Source organism: Candidatus Margulisiibacteriota bacterium, from assembly GCA_041661965.1.
Lineage (GTDB): Bacteria > Margulisbacteria > WOR-1 > O2-12-FULL-45-9 > XYB2-FULL-48-7 > XYB2-FULL-45-9.
On record JBAZTH010000003.1, the window covers coordinates 440,795 to 460,662 of the forward strand.

23 protein-coding genes and 3 tRNA genes are annotated in these 19,868 nt (G+C 53.2%); 6 read left to right on the top strand and 20 right to left on the bottom strand.

Features of this window, described 5'->3' with window-relative positions; translation table 11 throughout:
* Nucleotide 1: 1 nt before the first annotated feature.
* From WC772_07965 to WC772_07975, 3 genes are read left to right on the top strand one after another with little or no spacing between them, the layout of a single operon-like run.
* Entirely contained in the window at nt 2-913 is a 912-nt protein-coding gene (locus WC772_07965; protein ID MFA6170684.1) for a PAS domain S-box protein, read from the top strand.
* Nucleotides 910-2,799: an ATP-binding protein gene (locus WC772_07970; protein ID MFA6170685.1), complete on the top strand. Its 1,890-nt coding sequence runs from the start codon at nt 910-912 to the stop codon at nt 2,797-2,799. The genes WC772_07965 and WC772_07970 overlap by 4 nt, the downstream gene beginning before the upstream one ends.
* On the top strand, nt 2,796-3,152 hold the full coding sequence (locus WC772_07975; GenBank protein ID MFA6170686.1) for a response regulator: 357 nt from the start codon (nt 2,796-2,798) through the stop codon (nt 3,150-3,152). Before WC772_07970 ends, WC772_07975 begins: the two co-directional genes overlap by 4 nt.
* On the opposite strand, the gene WC772_07980 is transcribed toward WC772_07975, so the two are convergent.
* From WC772_07980 to accD, 19 genes are all read right to left on the bottom strand, one after another.
* Nucleotides 3,149-3,745 (bottom strand): sigma-70 family RNA polymerase sigma factor, encoded by a 597-nt coding sequence (locus WC772_07980; protein MFA6170687.1) that lies wholly within the window; start codon nt 3,743-3,745, stop codon nt 3,149-3,151. The two genes, WC772_07975 and WC772_07980, sit on opposite strands and share 4 nt — an antisense overlap.
* Nucleotides 3,742-3,951, bottom strand: a complete 210-nt coding sequence (locus WC772_07985; protein MFA6170688.1) for a hypothetical protein — start codon at nt 3,949-3,951, stop codon at nt 3,742-3,744. Before WC772_07985 ends, WC772_07980 begins: the two co-directional genes overlap by 4 nt.
* A gap of 45 nt (nt 3,952-3,996) precedes the next feature.
* Nucleotides 3,997-6,081, bottom strand: a complete 2,085-nt coding sequence (locus WC772_07990; GenBank protein ID MFA6170689.1) for a flagellar biosynthesis protein FlhA — start codon at nt 6,079-6,081, stop codon at nt 3,997-3,999.
* Nucleotides 6,082-6,098: 17 nt separating this feature from the next.
* Nucleotides 6,099-7,199 carry a flagellar biosynthesis protein FlhB gene (gene flhB / locus WC772_07995; GenBank protein ID MFA6170690.1) on the bottom strand — a complete coding sequence of 367 codons (1,101 nt, stop codon included), beginning with the start codon at nt 7,197-7,199 and terminating at the stop codon, nt 6,099-6,101.
* A gap of 7 nt (nt 7,200-7,206) precedes the next feature.
* The gene (gene fliR, locus WC772_08000) at nt 7,207-7,980 is read right to left on the bottom strand and encodes a flagellar biosynthetic protein FliR (GenBank protein ID MFA6170691.1); all 774 of its coding nucleotides are present in this window, start codon (nt 7,978-7,980) and stop codon (nt 7,207-7,209) included.
* Nucleotides 7,977-8,246 carry a flagellar biosynthesis protein FliQ gene (gene fliQ, locus WC772_08005; GenBank protein ID MFA6170692.1) on the bottom strand — a complete coding sequence of 90 codons (270 nt, stop codon included), beginning with the start codon at nt 8,244-8,246 and terminating at the stop codon, nt 7,977-7,979. The genes fliR and fliQ overlap by 4 nt, the downstream gene beginning before the upstream one ends.
* Entirely contained in the window at nt 8,243-8,995 is a 753-nt protein-coding gene (gene fliP / locus WC772_08010) for a flagellar type III secretion system pore protein FliP (GenBank protein MFA6170693.1), read from the bottom strand. Before fliP ends, fliQ begins: the two co-directional genes overlap by 4 nt.
* A 1-nt stretch (nt 8,996) precedes the next feature.
* On the bottom strand, nt 8,997-9,293 hold the full coding sequence (locus tag WC772_08015) for a flagellar biosynthetic protein FliO (GenBank protein ID MFA6170694.1): 297 nt from the start codon (nt 9,291-9,293) through the stop codon (nt 8,997-8,999).
* Nucleotides 9,290-9,577 (bottom strand): flagellar motor switch protein FliN, encoded by a 288-nt coding sequence (gene fliN, locus WC772_08020; GenBank protein MFA6170695.1) that lies wholly within the window; start codon nt 9,575-9,577, stop codon nt 9,290-9,292. The genes WC772_08015 and fliN overlap by 4 nt, the downstream gene beginning before the upstream one ends.
* Before the next feature lie 13 nt (nt 9,578-9,590).
* Complete coding sequence (locus tag WC772_08025) at nt 9,591-10,799, bottom strand: FliM/FliN family flagellar motor switch protein (GenBank protein ID MFA6170696.1); 1,209 nt, start codon at nt 10,797-10,799, stop codon at nt 9,591-9,593.
* A gap of 7 nt (nt 10,800-10,806) precedes the next feature.
* A complete protein-coding gene (locus WC772_08030) occupies nt 10,807-11,616 on the bottom strand; it encodes a flagellar hook-basal body complex protein (GenBank protein ID MFA6170697.1) in 810 nt (269 codons plus the stop codon).
* Entirely contained in the window at nt 11,600-12,349 is a 750-nt protein-coding gene (locus tag WC772_08035; GenBank protein ID MFA6170698.1) for a flagellar hook-length control protein FliK, read from the bottom strand. Before WC772_08035 ends, WC772_08030 begins: the two co-directional genes overlap by 17 nt.
* Nucleotides 12,350-12,410: 61 nt before the next feature.
* Nucleotides 12,411-12,492, bottom strand: a tRNA-Leu gene (locus WC772_08040).
* A gap of 5 nt (nt 12,493-12,497) precedes the next feature.
* Complete coding sequence (murF, locus tag WC772_08045) at nt 12,498-13,727, bottom strand: UDP-N-acetylmuramoyl-tripeptide--D-alanyl-D-alanine ligase (GenBank protein MFA6170699.1); 1,230 nt, start codon at nt 13,725-13,727, stop codon at nt 12,498-12,500.
* Nucleotides 13,728-13,766: 39 nt separating this feature from the next.
* Nucleotides 13,767-15,014 carry a transcription termination factor Rho gene (gene rho, locus WC772_08050; GenBank protein ID MFA6170700.1) on the bottom strand — a complete coding sequence of 416 codons (1,248 nt, stop codon included), beginning with the start codon at nt 15,012-15,014 and terminating at the stop codon, nt 13,767-13,769.
* Between the two features lie 164 nt (nt 15,015-15,178).
* Nucleotides 15,179-15,262, bottom strand: a tRNA-Leu gene (locus WC772_08055).
* Nucleotides 15,263-15,287: 25 nt separating this feature from the next.
* Nucleotides 15,288-15,372: transfer RNA gene (locus tag WC772_08060), tRNA-Leu, on the bottom strand.
* Between the two features lie 104 nt (nt 15,373-15,476).
* The gene (locus tag WC772_08065; GenBank protein ID MFA6170701.1) at nt 15,477-16,445 is read right to left on the bottom strand and encodes an acetyl-CoA carboxylase carboxyltransferase subunit alpha; all 969 of its coding nucleotides are present in this window, start codon (nt 16,443-16,445) and stop codon (nt 15,477-15,479) included.
* A gap of 1 nt (nt 16,446) precedes the next feature.
* Entirely contained in the window at nt 16,447-17,313 is an 867-nt protein-coding gene (gene accD, locus WC772_08070; GenBank protein ID MFA6170702.1) for an acetyl-CoA carboxylase, carboxyltransferase subunit beta, read from the bottom strand.
* 56 nt (nt 17,314-17,369) lie between these two features.
* Between accD and rpsT the strand changes: the two genes are divergently transcribed.
* From rpsT to WC772_08085, 3 genes are read left to right on the top strand one after another with little or no spacing between them, the layout of a single operon-like run.
* The gene (rpsT, locus tag WC772_08075; protein ID MFA6170703.1) at nt 17,370-17,654 is read left to right on the top strand and encodes a 30S ribosomal protein S20; all 285 of its coding nucleotides are present in this window, start codon (nt 17,370-17,372) and stop codon (nt 17,652-17,654) included.
* A complete protein-coding gene (gene ispE, locus WC772_08080; GenBank protein ID MFA6170704.1) occupies nt 17,654-18,475 on the top strand; it encodes a 4-(cytidine 5'-diphospho)-2-C-methyl-D-erythritol kinase in 822 nt (273 codons plus the stop codon). Before rpsT ends, ispE begins: the two co-directional genes overlap by 1 nt.
* Nucleotides 18,462-19,067, top strand: a complete 606-nt coding sequence (locus tag WC772_08085; GenBank protein MFA6170705.1) for a DNA-3-methyladenine glycosylase — start codon at nt 18,462-18,464, stop codon at nt 19,065-19,067. Before ispE ends, WC772_08085 begins: the two co-directional genes overlap by 14 nt.
* Nucleotides 19,068-19,072: 5 nt before the next feature.
* Here the strand turns inward: WC772_08085 and WC772_08090 are convergent, their stop codons facing one another.
* Complete coding sequence (locus WC772_08090; GenBank protein ID MFA6170706.1) at nt 19,073-19,786, bottom strand: nucleotidyltransferase domain-containing protein; 714 nt, start codon at nt 19,784-19,786, stop codon at nt 19,073-19,075.
* Between the last annotated feature and the right edge of the window lie 82 nt (nt 19,787-19,868).

Genomic DNA, 19,868 nt, shown 5'->3' on the forward strand with positions numbered 1-19,868 from the left:
AATGACTGGCAACCAGGACCCTGTAGTTGGAATTCAAGATAAAATTTCCTTAGATAAAGTTTTTGCCCAAATTCCCGGGATGGTCTATCAATTCTTAAGAAAACCGGACGGAACTTATACCGTTCCCTTCGCCAGCGAAGCGATCCGCGGCATTTTCGGCTGTTCCCCGCAAGACGTGCGCCATGATTTTTCACTCATAATCAAAGCCCTTTATCTTGAAGATAAGGAAAGGGTCATTCAATCCATTGAAGATTCCGCCGATAAATTAACGCCCTGGCAATGCGAATATCGGGTTCAGCTGCCAGGACAACCGATCCGCTGGATGTTGGCTCGATCGGTCCCGGAAAGGCAAAATGACGGCAGCATCATTTGGTTTGGCTACAATGTCGACATTACGGAGCGCAAAATGGCCGAAGAAGCGGTGCGTCAATCCGAAGAGAAGTTCTCCGCCGCTTTTAAGGCGTCCCCCGATTTGATGAGCATCACCCGTTTAAGCGACGGACAGATCCTGGACGTCAACAACGGTTATTCGCGGTTGCTGGGTTACGCGCGCGATGAGACCGTCGGCAAGACCACCGCCGAACTTTCGATCTGGGCGGATGCGGCCGAGCGGGCAAAATTTATCGCGTTATTGAAAGAATCCGGCGAAGTTAACGACCTTGAAATAACGCTTCGCCGCAAAGATGGGACCTTGGTGCCGTGCTTGGACTCGGCCCGGACCTTCAATCTCCAGGGAGAGCCTTGCGTTCTCTCGGTCGTTAAAGATATTACCGGGCAAAAAAGAGCGGACAATGACTTTTCGAAGAAGGTTAGTGAACTTGAACGGTTCAATAAGGTTGCCATGGAGCGCGAAGATCGGATCATCGAGCTGAAGCAGGAAGTTAAAAAGCTTAAGGAACAACTGATGAAATGAACTATAGTTTTGCCGTACTTGATTTTTTGGGCGCGTTTTTGGCCGCTTCCAGCGCGATCGTTATAATTGCCCGCAATCCTAAGGATAAACTTTGCCAGGCCTTTTTCGGCTATGCCATGATGATCGGATTTTTTAACCTATTTAACGCTTTAATGATGACCGCGGCGTCCATGACGGTGGCTTTTCTGCACACGAGATTTGCGGTCGTCTTTTGGATCTTATTTTTGTTGTTCTTTGTTCAGTTTTGCCTGATCGTGGCGAAGTTGGACCGCGACAAATATTACCGAGCGGGCCTTTTCGTGATAACGCTTGCCGCCGCGTCGGTTAATTATTTGAACTTTACGACGGATTGGTTTTATAAAATTCCGGTTATGACCGCTTACGGCTACTCCGACTTGTTCGGCCGCTGGTACTGGGTATTTGTGCTTTGTTCCATCGTCATGGTCTTGATCCCGATCTATTTATTGACTAGAGCCTGGCGGGAAACAAAAAGTAAACGGGAAAAGAGACAGAGCCAAACTATCCTGGCGGCCCTTATTATAGGGCTCCTGGTCGGCGCCTTGCTGGATGGTTTTTTGCCGACGCTTGGGGTTTTTGTTCAAAGCACGGCACCGTTTATTTCCACGCTCTATGTGCTGGTCTTTGCCTACGCGATTACCCGCTATGGCCTGTTGAACGTGACGCCGGCCAATCTTGCCAACGACATCCTGAATATGATCCCCGGTTTATTGCTGTTCGCCGATGTCGCGCGAAAGATCCGACTGGCCAATCACAGCCTTCTTAGGAACCTCGGCTACTCGCGCGATGAGATTATCGGGCAGGATTGTTCGATCCTCCATGCCGATCAAAAAAATCACGAGGAGCTGCATCTTGAACTGGCGAGAGTCGGGACGTTCAGCCAAAAGAAAGCTTTGCTTTTAACGAAAACCGGGGAGCCGATGCCGGTCAACGTCGAAGCGGCCGAGGTCAAGGATGTTTCCGGCGAGAAGATCGGCGAGATCTTCCTGTTTATTGACGCTCGTAAAGAGGAGTCCTTGCTTAAAAAACAGCAGGTAATGATCGAGGAACTGACCAAGACCAAAGAACGGATGTTGAGCATTCTGGAAGACACGACCGAAGCCAGGGATGACGCCAAAAATAAATCCGAGGAATTGGCGCTGGCGATTGGGAACTTAAAGGAAGTCGATCGGATGAAAAATCGCTTTATGACGGTCATGTCGCACGAGCTTCGGACGCCGCTGACCCCGATCAAGGGTTTTTCTTCCATGCTCCTTGACGGGCAGCTCGGCCAATTATCCGAACCGCAGGCGAACGCCGTTACTTCCATCCAGCGGGAAAGCGATCATTTATCGTTGTTGATCGACAGCATTCTTGATTTGGCTAAATTAGAGAGCGGCCGGCGGCTGGAACTGAACACCGAACCGATTTCGATGAGGCGCATGCTTGATGAATTCGCGCTGATCGTGAAGCCGCAATGCGCGCTGAAAGAGCAAACTCTGGAACTTGTTGTCCCGGATGATTTCAATACGATCATCGGCGATCGGAGCAAACTCCACCGGCTCTTGACCAATGTTATTGGGAACGCGATCAATTTTACCCCGAACGGCGGCAAGATCTCGATCGTCGGCCAAAACGTCGAGAACGGAGTCGAATTGCGGGTGATCGATAATGGGATCGGGATCGAAGCGCAGTATTTGGAGAAGATCTTTGAGCGGTTTTTTCAAATTGATAATTCATATTCCCGGGCGACCGGCGGGGTCGGTTTGGGGCTCGCGATCTCCCGGGCGATAGTCGAGGCGCATGGCGGCAAGATCCGGGCGGAATCAAAAGGGATCGGCTGGGGAACAGCGATTATTATAAATCTGCCGGTTGGAGGAAACAAATGAAAAAAATATTATTAATTGAGGATTACCAGCCGACCGTCGAGATGATCAATCTGATGCTGAAGATGCAAGGCTACGAGGTCGAGATCGCTTATTGCGGGAAAGAGGGACTGCAAAAAGCGGCCGCTGCCGATTTGATCCTGCTGGACGTGATGATGCCGGAGATGGACGGACTGGAAGTCTGCCGGAGATTAAAAAGCGCGGACTCGACCAAGCATATACCGGTGATCATTGTTTCGATCAGGGCCGACGATCTTGGCAAAGAAGGCCGGGAGATAGGCGCGGCCGCTTATTTGGCTAAACCGTTTGAACCGGAGAGATTGCTTGATTTGATCAAAAAACATTTACCCGGTTAAGCCGGCGTTTCTCCTGGCGAACTCATGTGTTCTTTCAGCTTGATCGTGGCGTCTTTGCAGATCCGGGAAACCTGCGATTCGGAAAGTCCGATCTCCCTGCCGATCTCCTTGAAAGTCTTATCTTGGCGGTAATACTGATCGATAACGGTCTTTTCTTTGGTAGAGAGGTCTTTCATCGCGGTATCAAGATGCATATCTTTGTCGACGTCTTCCTGGGCGATCTGTTTGCTGTTGAAGGCCATATAAACATTGGCCGCGGAAGTTATGAACTCGTACATGCCGACGACCGGGTCGTTGCCTCGTTTACGGAGGTAATCCTGCATCGATCCCTTGAGGCGGACGGAGACGTAGGTCCAGAGCTCGCCCTTGCGCGGGTCCCAAGTCTTGATGCAATCGAGAAAGGCGATCTTGGCCTCTTGTTCCAGATCGTCCGCTTCGGCTTTGGCGACGTGCCGGGGAAGGGTCGAAACATACCAGCGGACCAACGCCTTGATCTTATCGGCGTATTTTTCCAGGGTTTCATCGCTGTATTTGAGGAATTGCTCGCGCAGGATGTTAACGATCCGATCTTCAATTTCTTTACGGCTGATCATCGGAATTTTTTGATTACTTCCTTTACGTAGGCTTCTTCACGTTCGGCGGCTTTCTCTTCCCGTCCTTGCTTGGCGAAGCGGTTGGCGGTGTCTTTTAAAAATTCCCAGGAGGCGCGCAGAATGGGAGGAAGTCCGGCCGGCGGGGCGCTGGGCGCGGCTCGTCCGACCTTGCCTAATTTACTGGTTTCAACTCTTCGAATGGTCATTGCCACGTCTATTATAGCGAACGGGTCGGCAAATGTAAACTACTACTATTCGATGGAGATCATGCCGATCGACTGGACCTTGACCTGCGGAACGATCTCGTTGTAGGAGAGGACGGCGACGTCGGGGAAGCTCCGTTCGATAAACCGTTTAAAGTGAGGGCGCAGTCTCGGCGAGCAAAGAATGACCGACTTAAGCTTAAGCCGTTTGAAGTTGTTCATGTGGTTGGAGATCTGGACCAGGACCCGCTCGCCGACCGTCGGGTCGACCGCCAGGAAGGAGCCGTATTCCGATTGGTGGATCGCGCCGACCAGCGTTTCTTCCAGGGTCGGGTCGATCGTGACGACGGTAATGATCCCGTCCTTATCGGTGTAGGCTTCGCAAATTTGCCGGGCGAGCGACTGGCGGACGTATTCGGCCAGGATGTTGATGTCGCGCGAAAGATGGGCGTAATCGGCCAGACGTTCCAGGATGGTCGAGAGATCGCGGATCGAAACCCGTTCGCGGACCAGGAGCTGGAGGACCTTGTGGACCTGGCCGAGCGAGAGGAGGTCGGGGATCAGTTCGCGGACGATCGCCGCGTTGGTGTTTTTCACCAGTTCGATCAGCGATTGGACGTTCTGGCGGGTCATGATCTCGTCGGCGTAGCGCTTGATGATCTCCGAGAAGTGGTCGGAGATGACGTCGACCGGCGGCTTGGCCGGCAGACCGAGCTTCTGGAGCTCGGGGAGGTTTTCATCCGGCACCCAGGTCACAAGGTCGTTATTAAGCGGGTCATGCGATTCGGTGCCGGTCAGCTTGCGGGCTTTGATCTGCGCCAGCGGCAGGTCGACCCGGTGGTTGCCGAGGAAGGCTTCGCCGATCGAGACTTTCGTTCCCCTGATCTCGACCACATATTGATTAGGCGGCAAACTCAAATCGTCCATGACCCGGACGCCGGGAATGACAAAGCCGAGGTCCTGGCCGATATTGTAGCGGATGAGGGTGATCCGCTCCAGGAGCGGGCCGCGCTGGGTCGGATCGATTAGCGGGATCAGATTGCGGCCGGTCTTAAGCGACAGGGGATCAAGGCCGAGTGTTCCCAAAATGCTTTCCGGTTTTTTCAGGACGTCTTTGGCCGAGACTTCTTCGGTCACGACCTGGGCTGATTCTTTAGCGCCCTGTCGCTGCAGCAGGACGAGAGCGAAGAGCCCAGAGGCGAGGGCCATCGACATGAAAGGGACGCTCGGCATTCCCGGGACAATAGCGAAGAGCCCCAGGATAATGGTGACGAAAGCAAAGGCCCGCGGCTGGCCGAAGAACTGGACAGCAACATCGTTCCCCAGGCTCATTTCCGAGGCCGATTTGGTGATGATCAGACCGGTGGCGATCGAGATCAAAAGAGCGCTGACCTGAATGACCAGCCCGGCCCCGACGGTCAACAGCGCGTAGGTGGCCAGGGCATCCATAATGCTCATCCCGAGATTAAGCCAGCCGACCAGGATTCCGGCCAGAATGTTGACCAAAACGATGATGATGCCGGCGATCGAATCGCCGCGGACGAATTTGTTGGAACCGTCCATGCTGCCAAAGAAGGTCGCTTCGCGTTCGATCTTGCGGCGGCGGTTGCGGGCCTCGGTCGCGTCGATCAGGCCGGCGTTCAGGTCGGCGTCGATCGACATCTGTTTACCGGGCATGGCGTCCAGGGTGAAACGGGCGGCGACTTCGGCCACGCGTTCCGAACCCTTGGTAATAACGACGAACTGGACGATGGTGATGATCGCGAAGATAATCACCCCGACGATGTAGTTTCCCCCGACCACAAAATTACCGAACGCCTGGACGACCTGGCCGGCATAGGCCTGGGTTAGGATCAACCGGGTGGCGGAAATGTTCAACCCAAGTCGAAAGACGGTAATGATCAGGAGGACCGACGGAAAGGAGGCCATTTCCAGCGGCTCCTTCAGGTACATGGCGACCAAAAGGATCACCAGGGCGAACGCGATGCTGAAAGTAAAGAGAATATCAACGATGAAAGGCGGCAGAGGAAGGAGCATCATGGCCAGAGTGACGACAATCGCTCCCGCCAGCAGGAAATCGTTCAGGGAAAAGAGATTTCTTACGTCCTTGACGCTAAAACTTGGCGCTGCCATTGCTGTCGATTATATACCTATCGCGGCATGAGGGCAATAGAGGCTTTACGGCGTTCTTTGCGTTCCCGCTTGATCTTGTAGACGTGAGCTAAGACCTCGGCGACCGCCTGGTAGAGTTCGGCCGGGATCTCCTGATTGACCTTCACCGTCTTATAAAGAGAGCGGGCGAGTTCGACGTTTTCCACGATCGGGATCTCGTGGGCTTCGGCGATGTTGCGGATCTCTTCGGCGTTCTTCCGTTCCCCCTTGGCCAGCAGGACCGGCGCTTTCATCCTGGAGGTGTCGTATTTTAAAGCGATGGCCAAATGGGTCGGGTTGGTGACGACCACGTCCGCTTGCGGGACCGAGCCCATCATTCGTTGGTGGGCCGTTTGGCGCTGCAAGTCGCGGATCCGCTGTTTAACCTGCGGGTCCCCTTCGAGCCGCTTATATTCCTCCTTGATCTCCTGCTTGGTCATTTTCAGGTTGCGCATATATTCCCAGCGGCGATAAAAGTAATCGGCGATGGCGATCAAGATATAAAAGATGCCGACTCGAATGGCGATCCGGTAAGCGATCTCACCGGCCAAAAGAAGGGCTTGCCAGGGATGGGCCTCCATTAGCACGATGATAAATGGAATATCGTCTTTCATGGCGGTCCAGGCGATGTATGCGACGACCACGATCTTCAGGATCGATTTAGCCAGTTCGACCAGTCCTTGAATACCGAACATTTTTTTGAAACCTTCCAAAGGATTAAGTTTTTCGAGCTTTGGCGTGAGGGCTTCACTGGAGAAGAGAAAACCGGTCTGCATGACTTCGGCGATGAAAGCGCCGATAAATGTAATGGCGAAGACCGGTCCCAGGACGAAGGCGAAGGCCCGCAGGCCAAGAAGGAGGACGTAGCCGGCAAAGCCCATGTTGAACTCTTTGGTTTCCGGGATCAATTGGAGAATCGCCTGGGTGAACTCGGCCAAATTTTTGTACATGAACTCGCCCAGATATCGAAGGACGTAATAGGACAATAGAAGCAGGATCGCAGTCGTTACTTCCTTGCTTTTGGCGACTTGCCCTTTTTCCCTCGCCTCGCGCAGGCGATGGGGGGTCGGTTCTTCTGTTTTATCTCCGCCTTCACCCATGGTTAGCTCACTTTATGAATTGCAGTAGTTTGATGAGTTCTTCTCCGATAGTTTCGATCAGCTTCGAGATATATCTTACCAGGAAAGGGGCGGTTAGGGAAAGGCCGAAGAGCCCGACGACCGGCTTCAGCTGGAAGCCGAGCTGGAAAACGTTGACCTGCGGGGCGACCCGGGAGACGATCCCGAAAGCAAAATCGGTCAGGAAGATCATTAAAATTATCGGCGTCGCCAATTTGACCGCGGTCAGCCAGAGGGCGCTCCCCAGCGACATCATTTGCATCATCAGGTCCGGGCCGGCAAAATTAGGCGCTTTGCCGGCTGGAATGACCGTAAAACTTTGGTTCAGGGCCGAAAGGATCATGTGGTGCCCGTCAAAGATCAGGAAAACGGTGAGCGCCAGCATGAAGGTCAGGCGGCCGATCACCGAGATCTGGGCGCCGAAGACCGGATCGAGCGAGGAAGCGACCGACAATCCCATCTGAGTGTCGATCAGTTCGCCGGCCGACTGGATCGCGAGGAAGAGAAGATTGCAGACAAAACCGATCGTAAAGCCAACCGCGACTTCCAGGCCCAACGCGATGACAAAACCGAGAATGGTCGTCGGTAATTCAGGGTTGACCGGCACGATAAAAAGCAGGACGAAAGAAAGCCAGACGATAAAAGCGTTTTTGCCGAAAGTCGGGAAACTGCGGGCGCTTAAGACCGGCGCCTGGATAAAGATCCCGGTGATCCGGCCGAAAATCAGGAAGAAAGCGATGACCAGATCCAGCGGAATGATCATTGGACCATGTTCGGGATGGCGCTCCAGAGCGTGACGGTAAAATCGATCATCATGGAGATCATCCACGGGGAAGTAAAGACGATCATCAGCAGCACCGCGATAACTTTCGGCACGAAGGTCAGCGTTTGTTCCTGGATCTGGGTGACCGCCTGGAAAAGACTGATCATAAAGCCGACCAAAAGACCGATGCCGATCGCCGGCATTGAGACCAGGAGGCAGACATTGACCGCCTGATAAATTATTTGAGTAACGAAATCCTGGCTCATCTAAAACTCATCAGCAGTCCGCGGATGATCAGTCCCCAGCCGTCGACCAGAACAAAGAGCAGGATCTTAAACGGCAGGGAGATCATGACCGGGGAAAGCATAAACATCCCGAGAGAAAGGAGAATGTTGGAGACGACCAGATCGATGATGATAAACGGAATAAAGAGCAAAAAACCGATTTGGAACGCCGTTTTCAGTTCCGAGATCATAAAAGCCGGGATCAGGACGTAACTTGGGACCTGTTCCGGAGTTTTGGGGATCGGGATCTTGGCGAACTGGACAAAAAGAGCGAGATCTTTTTCTCTGGTCTGCCGGAGCATGAACTGGTTAAGCGGTTTCATGCCGATCTCGACCGCTTTGGGCATTGAGATCTTCCCCTCATTATAGGGGGTCAAAGCTTTTGTGTTGACCTCCTGCCAGACCGGCGACATGACAAAAACGGTCATGAAGAGAGCGAGCGAGATGACCACCGTGTTCGGCGGGATCTGCTGGGTCCCGATCGCGGTCCGGAGAAGCGAGAAAACGATGATAATGCGCAAAAAGGCGGTCACGGAGATCAGGAAAAAGGGGACCAGCGAGATCATCGATAGGGCGATGATCAACTGAACGCTGTTGCTGAATTGCGGCGCGGCCATGATCTGGCGGAGGTCCAAATTGACCGCCGGCCTAGTCTGGGCCAGCGCCGGAAGAGTGCCAAACAGGATCAGCGCGCAAACGACAAGCCAGGCTCTGTTCTTTAAGAACTTCATTTTATGCCGATAATTTCCCTTCGATCGTGTCGATCTTTTCGATCTGCTTGTTGCTGATAACAATTAAGTACGATTTTTCCCCGGCCTTCAGGACATAGGCGGTGACCTGCGGCTCCAAAATGACCCGGTCGAGGACCTTGATCATTGTTCCCGGGGTCGAGATCTTAAAACGGGGGAGGACGAACTTGGCCGTCACATAAATAATCGCGATAACAATGCCCAGCGACAGAAAGACCTGCATAACGTAACCGATGGTGACGATCGGGGAGCTGTGCAAAACCAGCGGCTCAACCGTCATTTCATCACCACGTTCGTGATCCGGAGGCCGTAGTAATCGTCAACCGCGACGACTTCCCCCTGCGCGATCAATTGTCCGCCGACTTTTAAGTCGAGCGGTTCACCCGCCAGGCGGTTCAATTCGATGATCGAGCCTTCGGCAAGTTCGAGGATCTCTTTTAGGGAGAGTTCGGCGTTCCCCAGCTCCACCGTGACCTTGATCGGAATATCGCCCATGACGCGCGACTCGAAGCGTTCACCTTTGGTCTCGCTAAGTTCTTGGAATTTGACGTTCTTTAAGTCCATCGCCGTTCCCCCTTTATTTTATATTATCATTAAATTCGTTCGCTTGGCTACCCAGATCTTCCAGTTCTTCTTCAGCGAAACTTTCTTTAAGATCTTCGTCGCTTAAATTAAATTCATCTTCCGAGTTCGTCTCGGGGACTTCGACCGCTGATTCTTCGGCGGCCGCCGGCTCTTCGGCCGGTACTTCTGACGGTTCTTCCGCCGGTTCTTCGGCCATTTTTTCTTCTTCTTTAGACAGAGCGAGCGGCGGCATGATCACTACTTCGTCTTCTTCAAAGCCAACCAGGCGGATGGCGTTCTTTGCTTTGACGTGCCCGGCCTGGGAGAGGAGCCGCAGATGCTCGCCGAGCTGCAGGACGATCGGCGACTTGATCGAAGTGTCGAGGGCGATAACATCGCCGGGTTCTAGCGAATTGATCTCGTCGGGCGAAAGGGTCGTCGACCCGAGCGTGGCGGAGAGCGGAACGCTGATCTTGCGCAGGATCGCGTTCGGCAGTCGTTCGATATTCAAGGGTTTCTGGTAATCCTGACTTTCGTAAAGCTTGACCAATTGTTTCGCGGTCGGCGCCTGGTAACCGAAAATGATCCGGCCGGTTGGGTTATCATTGAACGAGACGTCGGCTGAAAAACAAATAAAGGTCGAAGACGGATTGATCGCCGAATCCAAGATGATGTCCGGCGAACTTAGCAGATTGATTTGCGGTTCATCGAAAACCCCGCCGAACGCGGAGACGTAAAGCGGCAGATAGTGGGCGAGGGTCGTTTTGAGGACTTCCCCTTCGGCTTCGGTTAAACCGCGGTTCAAGGGATCCAGGTCGCGGCTGCCGAGCGCGTGGTTGATTAGCGAATTGGCGACGTTAAGATCGACGATCAACTGGCCGGCCTCGTGGATCCCGGGAATTTTCAGGGCCAGCTGGGCGACGTGTCCGGTCAAGGTCCGCAGAAAGTTGAGATAGGTCGTTTGTTCGGCGGAGCAGGCGTAAAATTCGATCCCGAGCCCGAGTTCGCGCCGCAGCTTCTGGAACAGCTCCTGCAGGCAATGATAATGGACCTTGAGAAATTGGTCCAGTTCTTCTTTGGCTAAACGGTCAAAACCAAACAAACCGGTCTTAACTTTTTTGCCGATCGTTTTGGCCGGCCGGTAGGTAGTCCAATCGCCGATCGCCGGCGGCAGCTTGATCGTGATCTTTTGCGAACTAATTTCCGGCGTTCTTTCTGCCATTAACTCCTTATCCTAACTTCTGTATAAAACTGTTGATGACATCGGACGCCATTTTGACCATGTTCAGGTTGCCGCTCATGGCCCGCTGGATCTCCAGCGTATCGATGGTCTCCGCCAGATAAAAGACGTTTGATTGCTCGACTTGTTTCGGGGTGACCGAACCCACGACGCCGCCGGGTCCGGTCGGGATCGCGGCATCGCCGGAAGCCAACGTTTGTTCAAACGCGGTCCCTTGCGCTTGGGCCAGGCCGCCTGGATTGGCGAAATAAGTCAGGGCGATCTGATAACCGGTGCTGGTTCCCTGGTAATAGAGGTACCCGTCCTGTTTCCATTCATAATCATCAACGTTGCCGCTGGGGAGCCCGGCGATGGGGACGACTCTGCCGCCGGAGTCCAAGCCGTAGACCTGCATGCCGTTGGAGGTCAGATTCCGGTTGGAATCAAGTTTAAAATCGCCGCTCCTGGTATAGAGCATCCGTTTCCCTCCATCCGGTGAAATAATAAACATTCCTTCTTCCTGGTCGATCGCCAGGGAGAGGTTTGTCCCTTCGGTCGTTTCCCCCTTGGAGAAGTTAACCGTTACGCCGCTTAAGGTCACTCCCTGGCCAAGCTGTTTGGGGTTGGTGCCGCCGATGTTCCCCTGGGCTTCCGTGCCGCGGCTCAAGACTTGTTCAAACACCGATTGAAAGGAGGTCGAGAGCTGTTTATAACCGGGGACCTGCATGTTGGCGATATTGAGAGAGTGGATCCGGAGCGCTTCGTTATACGCGCCGATCGCCCCTTTGGCCGAAGTGATGATATCAAACATTCCGCCCATGTGCCGCCTCCTTGATTTTAATTTCGTCAAAGTTAATATGGGCCTTTTTCAACGCCGCTTCCAGATCTTCCAGACTTTCGTCGATCAGTTTTTTTGCTTCCGGCTGGGCCATGATCGAAACCGAGATCAGCCCCTGATGATAGGTCAGGGTCAGGAGAATGTTGCCGAGTTCGGCCGGTTTTAAGGTCAGGGAGAGTTCGGTCTTCCCTTTTCCTTTAACTATTTCCAACTGGTCGGCGATCTGGTCGACCAGCGATTGCAGGTCGAGGCTGGGCTGGAGTTTGCCGGCGAGGAACGATTGGTAGAACTGTTGGCTTCCTTCCAGGTTCGGGACCAGCCAATTGGTCTTAAGCAGAAGGTCTTGCAATGACTGGGTCGCTTGTTGGCTAAAACCGGGGAGCGGGGCCGCTTCACTTTGTGCTTGCGCCTTGACCATTTGCTGGGCGGTCAGAGCCGCTTGGGTTGAAGTCGAGGCCGGCTGATACGCGGCCGAACTCTCAACTTGATTGTTTTGATTATCGGAAAAGATCGAAGCACTCCAGCCGGTGTCGCTGGCGGGAAGATAACCGAACAGGCCGGGCATTTGCGCGAAAGGAGAATAAAGTAAACCAAGCCGGGCTTGTTCGTATTTTAATTTTTCTTCGAAGGAATCGTCGGAGTTTTGTTGACTGATGGAGGCGGCGTTCGTCGCCAACGGTTCGGCGGCGTCAATTTGCGATAAGTGGATAGTCATAGCTCCTCCCCCAAACATTTAGTCGTAATCATAAGTAAAAAGCTTGCATAAGTCAAGAAAATGCCTGGGAAGGGAGTCGAACCCTTAAGTCTTTCGACATACGCACCTCAAGCGTACGTGTATGCCATTTCCACCACCCAGGCATGATCTAGTTTATTACTTCGACGACTTCTTCCATGCGCGTGCCGCGCGAACCTTTCACTAAAATTATATCACGGGGCCGGATTAAATTCTTCAGTTTTTTTATCAGGAGTTTCTTGTTTCGGAAATTGCTCCCGGAGCGGGGCCAGAACTCTCCGAAAGTGAAAACAAAGTCGATCTTCAGGTCGCGGGCCAGCTTCAGCGCCTGGATGTGGGCCGACTTCGTCGCCTTGCCCAGTTCGAGCATGTTCCCCAAAACGGCGATCTTACGGCCGTTCATCCCGCCGATAGTTTTAAGGGCCGCCGCCAGCGATTGGGGATTGGCGTTGTAAGTGTCATCAATAATTTTGGTCCCATTAGTGAGATTGAAGACGTGCATCCGCCGGCTGGAAAGCGGGACGGTCGATAGTCCTTTAACGATCGAGCTTCGTTTGACTTTCAGGACCTTGGCCGCCGCGATCGCCGCCAGGGCGTTGTAAATGTTATGGTCGCCGGGGACGGGGAGTTCGATCCCTTTTAATTCATCCGTGCCGACGTTGGCTTTTTCCAGGATGCCGAAGGTGACGACTTTCGCCCCTTGTTTTTTGACCTTTTCTTTTAAATGCTCAAAGAACTCGTCGTCTTGATTGATGATGGCGTAATCGTTTTTGCCCAAGAAGGCGAAGATCTCCGCCTTGGCTTTGGCGACGTTTCTTTTGGTCTTGAGGTATTCCAGGTGGGATTCGCCGATGTTGGTCACGATCGAGATCTTTGGCCGGACGATCGCCGCCAGTTCCCTGATCTCGCCAAGTCCCTGCATTCCCATTTCAATGACCGCAACCTGGTGCTGTTTCGTTAATTTAAGGAGGGTGAGGGGGACGCCGATCTCGTTGTTGAGGTTCCCTTCGTTTTTGAGGACCCGTTTTTCCTGGCCAAGGATCGAAGCGAGCATCTCTTTGGTCGTGGTCTTGCCGCAGGAGCCGGTCACGCCGATAAAAGTGATTTTAAATTTGTTCCGGTGATAAGCGGCCAGGATTTGCAGCGCTTTCAGGCCGTCTTTGATGAAGAGAGCGGAGGCGCCGCGTTTTATGACCTCCGGAATAAATTTAGCGCCGTCGAATTTGTCTCCCTTAAGCGGGATGAACAATTCGCCCGGCGCGGTTTTGCGGGAATCGGTGGAAATGGCGGAAAACCGCAGGCCAGGACCTTCGATCCGGGCGTCGGGGATAAGCCTGATTATTTCCTCTACCGTGAACATAAAGCTATAGTAGCCCACGTCCCAGGTAGGGTCAAGCTCTTACTTCTTGGCCCCCGCCGATTCGTAGAACTGCTTGTTGGTCTTGAATTCCTTCAAGCGCTCGATCAACTGTTCGGTCGCTTCGACCGTCTCGTAGCTGTCCATTACTTTGCGCAGCAGCCACATCGTCTTGAGGTCCTTTTCGTCCATCAACAGCTCTTCGCGGCGGGTGCCGGAGAGCCGGATGTCGATCGCCGGGAAGACCCTTCGTTCAGCGAGTTTCCGGTTAAGGTGAAGCTCCAGGTTGCCGGTCCCTTTAAACTCTTCATAAATGATATCGTCCATCCGGGAACCGGTATCGACCAGAGCGGTGGCGATGATCGTCAAACTGCCGCCTTCTTCAATGTTTCTAGCGGCGCCGAAAAAGCGCTTTGGCCGGTGGAGACAGGCCGGGTCAAGACCGCCGGAGAGGGTTCGGCCGGATGGCGGGGTGACCAGGTTGTAAGCGCGGGCCAGACGGGTAATCGAGTCGAGCAGGATGACGACATCCTTGCCTTCTTCGACCTGCCGTTTGCATGATTCTAAAAGAAGTTCGGCGATCCGGATGTGGTCCTCCGGCGGTTCGTCGAAAGTTGAAGCGACGACTTCCCCGACAACGGAACGCTGCATGTCGGTGACCTCTTCCGGCCGCTCGTCGACCAGGAGGACTTTGATCAGCGCTTCCGGGAAATTGGCGGTGATACTGTTGGCGATATTTTTCAGGACGGTCGTTTTACCGGCTTTCGGCGGCGAAACGATCAGGGCGCGCTGGCCTTTGCCGATCGGGGCGATCATGTCGATCAGGCGGGAAGTGATCGAGGCGCCGGCGTATTCCAAGGTGAACCGTTCGTTCGGGAAGATCGGGGTGAGGTGCTCGAACGGCACCCGGTCGCGGGCCGTTTCCGGGTTAACTCCGTTGATCGCTTCGATCTTCAGCAGGCTGTAATATTTTTCCCCTTCTTTCGGCGGGCGGACCTGGCCGGTGACGTAATCGCCGTTCATCATATCGAAGCGGCGGATTTGGGTCTGCGAGACGTAAACATCTTCGCGGCTCGGCAGGTAGCCGCCGGTCCGTAAGAACCCGTAGTTTTCCGGCAGGATCTCCAGCACCCCTTTGGCGAACATAAAGCCGTTCTTCTGGGTTTGGAGCTCCAAAATCTTGAAAACTAAATCGTGTTTTTTTAACTGGCGGTAATTGGGGAGATCGAGTCCTTTGGCGATTTCGTACAATTGGGGCAGGGTCTTACCTTCTAATTCAACTATATCCATTATTATCCTCCTTAAAAACTTATAGTGCTGGTTTGTTTTGACGAAAAATTGGGTTTACATAAATCGTGAAAAAATGTTAGGACCTCGGGCGGCCTTTATTCACCAGGAACAAACATATCTTACAGCAAATGATCAGCTTTGTCAATCGCTAAAATAAATTGGAATGCCCAGGAGAGGAATTGAACCTCCACGAGTGTGACCTCGCCAGCACCTGAAGCTGGTGCGTCTGCCAGTTCCGCCACCTGGGCAAGAGCCAATTTAATTATCAAAATATGCCGCTGGTCGGAATCGAACCGACACGGGGGTTAACCCCACCTGATTTTGAGTCAGGCGCGTCTGCCAGTTCCACCACAGCGGCACAAATCATTATCAAAAGAACAAAACTACTATTACGGCGCGCCTGCCTGCCGGCAGGTCTGCCAGTTCCACTTGCCCGCCGGAGGCGGGCCACAGCGGCACAAACTACTCGTTGAAAATCCCCATCTTTCGGTACTTATTGTAACGGTCCGCGATCAATTCCCTCGCGGTCAGGGAAAGCAGGGGGTTCAGATTCTTTATTATAGCAGATTTTAAATATTTTGCGGCAAGTTTCGGGTCCTGGTGAGCGGCGCCGAGCGGTTCTTTGACGATCTCGTCGATGATCCCCAGCTCCAGCATATCTTTGGCGGTGATCTTCATGGCGACCGCCGCTTCATTGGCCCGTTTAGCGTCGCGGAAGAGGATCGAGGCGCACCCTTCCGGGCTGATCACCGAGTAGATCGCGAACTCCAGCATCAGGACCTTGTTCCCCATGCCGATCCCGAGCGCGCCGCCGGAGCCGCCTTCGCCGGTAATGACCGAGATGAAGGGGACGGTCAGCTCCGCCATTTCGCGGAGGTTTTTGGCGATCGCTTCCGCCTGGCCCCGTTCTTCCGCCCCAATGCCGGGATAGGCGCCGGGGGTGTCGACGAGAGAGATGATCGGTTTGTTATAGCGTTCGGCCAGCCGCATTAAGCGGAGCGCTTTGCGGTAGCCTTCGGGATGGGCGGTGCCGAAATTGCGGGCCAGGTTTTCTTTGGTCGAATGGCCTTTTTGCTGGCCCATGACGATGACGGAGCGGCCGTCGAGGGTCGCCATTCCCGTAACCATCGCCGGGTCGTCCCCGAAGTTCCGGTCGCCGTGAAGTTCCACAAAGTCGTCAAACATCAGGCCAAAATAATCGAGGGCGGTCGGCCGCTGAAGGAAGCGGGCGACCTGGACGATCTGGATCGGGTTAAGGCTGGAATAAAGCTGTTGGCGGACCGCTTCGATCCGCTTTTCCATGTGTTTGATCTCTTCGGTCATATCAAACTTGCCGGAGTCGCTCATTTCCTGGAGCTTTTCCAGTTTATCGTAGAGCTCGATCAGCGGTTTTTCAAAGCTAAGCAGAGGTCTTTTAATTTTTTGTGTCATCTTAGTTTTTAAAGAACTTCAACAGTTTGGTTAAAGTCTCCTTCATAAGGTTTCGGTCGATGACGATATCGAGCATGCCGTGCTCCAGCAGATATTCCGAGCGCTGAAAACCGGGCGGTAGTTTTTGCCTGATCGTCTGCTCAATAACGCGGGGACCGGCGAAACAGATCAGGGCGTTCGGTTCGGCGATATTGACGTCGCCGAGCATCGCGAAACTGGCGGAGACGCCGCCGGTCGTCGGGTCGGTCAGGACCGAAACATAGGGGAGGCCGGTTTCGCGCAGGCGGCCGAGGACCGCCGAGGTTTTGGCCATCTGCATCAACGACATAATGCTTTCCTGCATCCTGGCGCCGCCGGAAGTCGAGAAGATGATGACCGGAAATTTATTTTCGATTGCCGCCTCGACCAGCCGGGCGATCTTTTCACCGACCACCGAGCCCATGCTGCCGCCCATAAAAGAAAAGTCCATGATCCCCAGGGCGACGTCGTAGCCGTTGATCTTGGCCAGACCGGTCCTGATCGCGTCTTTCAAGCCGGATTTAAGGATTGAATCCTCGATTCTGGCGGTATAAGATTTGGCATCGGTAAAGTTCAGGAAGTTTTTGGAGGTAAGGTTGGGATTGATCTCTTCGAATGTTTCTTTATCGGTCAGCTGGCGGATCCGTTCGGCTGAGGTCAGCTTGAAGTGATATTGGCACTTCGGACAGACCTTGGAATTAGCTTCCAGGTCCTTGGCATAGATCGCTTGTCCGCACTTGAAACACTTTACCCAAACATTGCCTGGAATATCAAGTCTTTCGCGGGAATAAGCGGACTTTTGCTGTTGTTTTCGCTTGAACCAATCGTGGATACTCAAAGTGCTTGCCATCGTAACCTATTTTATGGTATATTGTCAAGGTAACCAAATCACACGGAGGGGCATAAATGGCAGAAGCAGCAAAGAAAAAGAAAAATATTTTACGGCGGGGGATTAAAAATGTCCGCAAGGCCAAGATCCGCACCGAACGGAACCTCATAGAGAAGAAAAAGCTTAAATTAGCGATAAAAACAGCGCGTAACGCTATCCTCAAAAAGACCGCTGAAATGGGGAACTTGGTCCAAACGGCGGTTTCGGTCATTGATAAGGCGGCGGAACGGAAGCTTATCTACCGGACAAAAGCGGCCCGAATGAAGTCCCGGTTGATGCTCGCCTTAAACAAAGCAAAATAGTGCGGGTCAAAGCTTACGCTAAAGTAAACTTATCATTAAAGGTCCTCGCCAAACGCCCCGACGGCTATCATGAAATTGAATCGTTGATGCAATCCGTTTCTCTATCCGATGTCATTTCCCTCGAACCGGCCCTCTCCGGCATAACGCTGACCACAAATAACCCCGACTTGCCTGGTGACGAGAAGAATTTAGCCTATAAAGCGGCCGGGTTATTCTTTACCGAACTGGAAAAAAAAGGTTTTGAACATAACGGTATTACCATCAAACTCGAGAAGCATATCCCCATGGCGGCCGGTTTGGCCGGTGGATCAGCAGATGCCGCGGCTGTTCTTTATGGCTTAAATAAACTAGCCGATAAACCATTTAACGATGAAGAGCTGGCCATTCTTGGCGCCCACCTTGGTTCCGATGTCCCTTTTTGTCTGAAGGGGGGACGTTGTCTGGCGACCGGTCGGGGAGAAAAGCTCAATCCCAGGCCGATTGCCGGTAAGGAATTTTACGTTTTGGTTGTTCCGCCGGTCGAGGTTAAAACTCCCTGGGCTTACCAGGAATTCGACCGGATGGCGGAGCGCGAACCGTTGCTGATTGACGGTCACCGGAACGATCTCCAACCGGTCGTGGTCCGGCAACATCCGATCATTTCCGAGATCATCGGCAAATTGGTCGAAGCGGGGTGCGAATGGGCGCAAATGTCGGGGAGCGGCCCCAGCGTTTTCGGGCTGGTCCGCGATCCCAACCTCGGCCGCTTGATCGCGACTAAAATGAAACACGCTTACACCCGTAGTTTTTTTCTGGAAACCGTCGACCATGTCCGCTCCTAGGCTGCCGCGCGAATTTTTTACCCGGCCAACCCTTGAAGTCGCTAAAGACTTGCTCGGCAAATATCTTGTTCACGAAGAACATGGCCAGCGTTTATGCGGCATGATCGTCGAGACCGAAGCTTACGTTGGCCGGGAAGACGCCGCTTCGCACTCATATGGCGGCCGACGGACCGGACGGAACGAAATTGAATACGGGCCGGGCGGCCATGTTTATATTTACCTCGTTTACGGGCTCCATTGGCAGTTGAATTTTGTGACCTCGGTTGCCAATGAACCGGAATGCGTCTTGATCAGGGCCTTGGAGCCGGTCGAAGGGGTTGCCAAAATGAAAACTTATCGCCATACCGACGACCCGGCCAAACTGACCAATGGCCCGGGCAAGCTTTGCCAAGCCTTGCATTTAAACAAAAGTTTCAACGGTTACGATCTCTGCGACAAAAAAGCTAAGTTCTTTGTCGAAGATCGGGGGATCGAAGTCGCGGCTGAAGCGGTCAAACGCGGGCCGCGGATCGGGATCGATTACGCCGGGCCGCGTTGGTCGAAGATCGACTGGCGCTTCTGGATTAAAGACAATCCGTACGTTTCAAAATAAAATGATTAGTTGGGAATAGGGAGGCGGCTCGAGACTAGGCGGCGCAAATAATCCGGCTGTTGCCGGAGGAAGAAATGGTCATCCCGGTTCAGCCAAATTACCGGATAACCCTCGGAGTAGATAAAAAGATCAGCTTCGCTGTAGCGAATCTTGCTTCGTAAGCGTTCTCTGACCGATTCCGTCAAAAGCCCCGGACTAACCGCCAGATCGAGGTCGGAAAAAGCCCCGAAGTTGCCGCTGGCCAGACTGCCGACGATCCCCAGAGCATGAGGCCTTGACAAGGCCAAACTAAAGAAGAACGGGACGGTATATAGCGACTGTAAATTGCCTCCGAGACGGTCGTAATTTTCCCTGATCTCCGCGTTGGTTGAGGGGCGGCAAAGAGCTTTAATGACCGAAGTAAAGGTTGGGCCGCGAACCCCCTTGTTGGTGGTCCATTCGTCGTGAGCTTGAAGCAAAGGGATTTGATAGGCGCTGTTCCAAGGTTGGTTTTCATTTTCCCGGCTGATCCCGGTATAGTTTTGAAATAGAGTCTTGATCGACCAGAGCGCCTCGATATCTTTTTCCTGGTAAACGGTAGTTGGTCCGCGCATTGCCGCCAGCCCGCGGGCCAGACCGATCCGGTATTCGCTGAATTCACTGCCGACACAGCCTTGTTTTATTGTCAGGGCCTGCGCCAGGTGGAGCGGAGTTGTCGGCTTGGCTTGGACTTTAAGCATATATATTTATCGATCAAAAAGTTGGATTATTTCATTTCTTCTGAAATTCTTCTCTGGTGGTTACGATACTATTCTGGAAACC

Coding starts and splice junctions, on each gene's coding strand:
- WC772_08065 (MFA6170701.1), bottom strand. CDS start 16,445: ATGACACAAAAAATTAAAAGACCTCTGCTTAGCTTTGAAAAACCGCTG.
- WC772_07970 (MFA6170685.1), top strand. CDS start 910: ATGAACTATAGTTTTGCCGTACTTGATTTTTTGGGCGCGTTTTTGGCC.
- WC772_08030 (MFA6170697.1), bottom strand. CDS start 11,616: ATGGGCGGAATGTTTGATATCATCACTTCGGCCAAAGGGGCGATCGGC.
- murF (MFA6170699.1), bottom strand. CDS start 13,727: ATGTTCACGGTAGAGGAAATAATCAGGCTTATCCCCGACGCCCGGATC.
- fliP (MFA6170693.1), bottom strand. CDS start 8,995: ATGAAGTTCTTAAAGAACAGAGCCTGGCTTGTCGTTTGCGCGCTGATC.
- WC772_08025 (MFA6170696.1), bottom strand. CDS start 10,799: ATGGCAGAAAGAACGCCGGAAATTAGTTCGCAAAAGATCACGATCAAG.
- WC772_08090 (MFA6170706.1), bottom strand. CDS start 19,786: ATGCTTAAAGTCCAAGCCAAGCCGACAACTCCGCTCCACCTGGCGCAG.
- WC772_07990 (MFA6170689.1), bottom strand. CDS start 6,081: ATGGCAGCGCCAAGTTTTAGCGTCAAGGACGTAAGAAATCTCTTTTCC.
- fliR (MFA6170691.1), bottom strand. CDS start 7,980: ATGATCATTCCGCTGGATCTGGTCATCGCTTTCTTCCTGATTTTCGGC.
- fliQ (MFA6170692.1), bottom strand. CDS start 8,246: ATGAGCCAGGATTTCGTTACTCAAATAATTTATCAGGCGGTCAATGTC.
- rpsT (MFA6170703.1), top strand. CDS start 17,370: ATGGCAGAAGCAGCAAAGAAAAAGAAAAATATTTTACGGCGGGGGATT.
- accD (MFA6170702.1), bottom strand. CDS start 17,313: ATGGCAAGCACTTTGAGTATCCACGATTGGTTCAAGCGAAAACAACAG.
- rho (MFA6170700.1), bottom strand. CDS start 15,014: ATGGATATAGTTGAATTAGAAGGTAAGACCCTGCCCCAATTGTACGAA.
- WC772_08015 (MFA6170694.1), bottom strand. CDS start 9,293: ATGACGGTTGAGCCGCTGGTTTTGCACAGCTCCCCGATCGTCACCATC.
- WC772_07965 (MFA6170684.1), top strand. CDS start 2: ATGACTGGCAACCAGGACCCTGTAGTTGGAATTCAAGATAAAATTTCC.
- WC772_07975 (MFA6170686.1), top strand. CDS start 2,796: ATGAAAAAAATATTATTAATTGAGGATTACCAGCCGACCGTCGAGATG.
- flhB (MFA6170690.1), bottom strand. CDS start 7,199: ATGGGTGAAGGCGGAGATAAAACAGAAGAACCGACCCCCCATCGCCTG.
- WC772_07980 (MFA6170687.1), bottom strand. CDS start 3,745: ATGATCAGCCGTAAAGAAATTGAAGATCGGATCGTTAACATCCTGCGC.
- WC772_07985 (MFA6170688.1), bottom strand. CDS start 3,951: ATGACCATTCGAAGAGTTGAAACCAGTAAATTAGGCAAGGTCGGACGA.
- fliN (MFA6170695.1), bottom strand. CDS start 9,577: ATGGACTTAAAGAACGTCAAATTCCAAGAACTTAGCGAGACCAAAGGT.
- WC772_08085 (MFA6170705.1), top strand. CDS start 18,462: ATGTCCGCTCCTAGGCTGCCGCGCGAATTTTTTACCCGGCCAACCCTT.
- WC772_08035 (MFA6170698.1), bottom strand. CDS start 12,349: ATGACTATCCACTTATCGCAAATTGACGCCGCCGAACCGTTGGCGACG.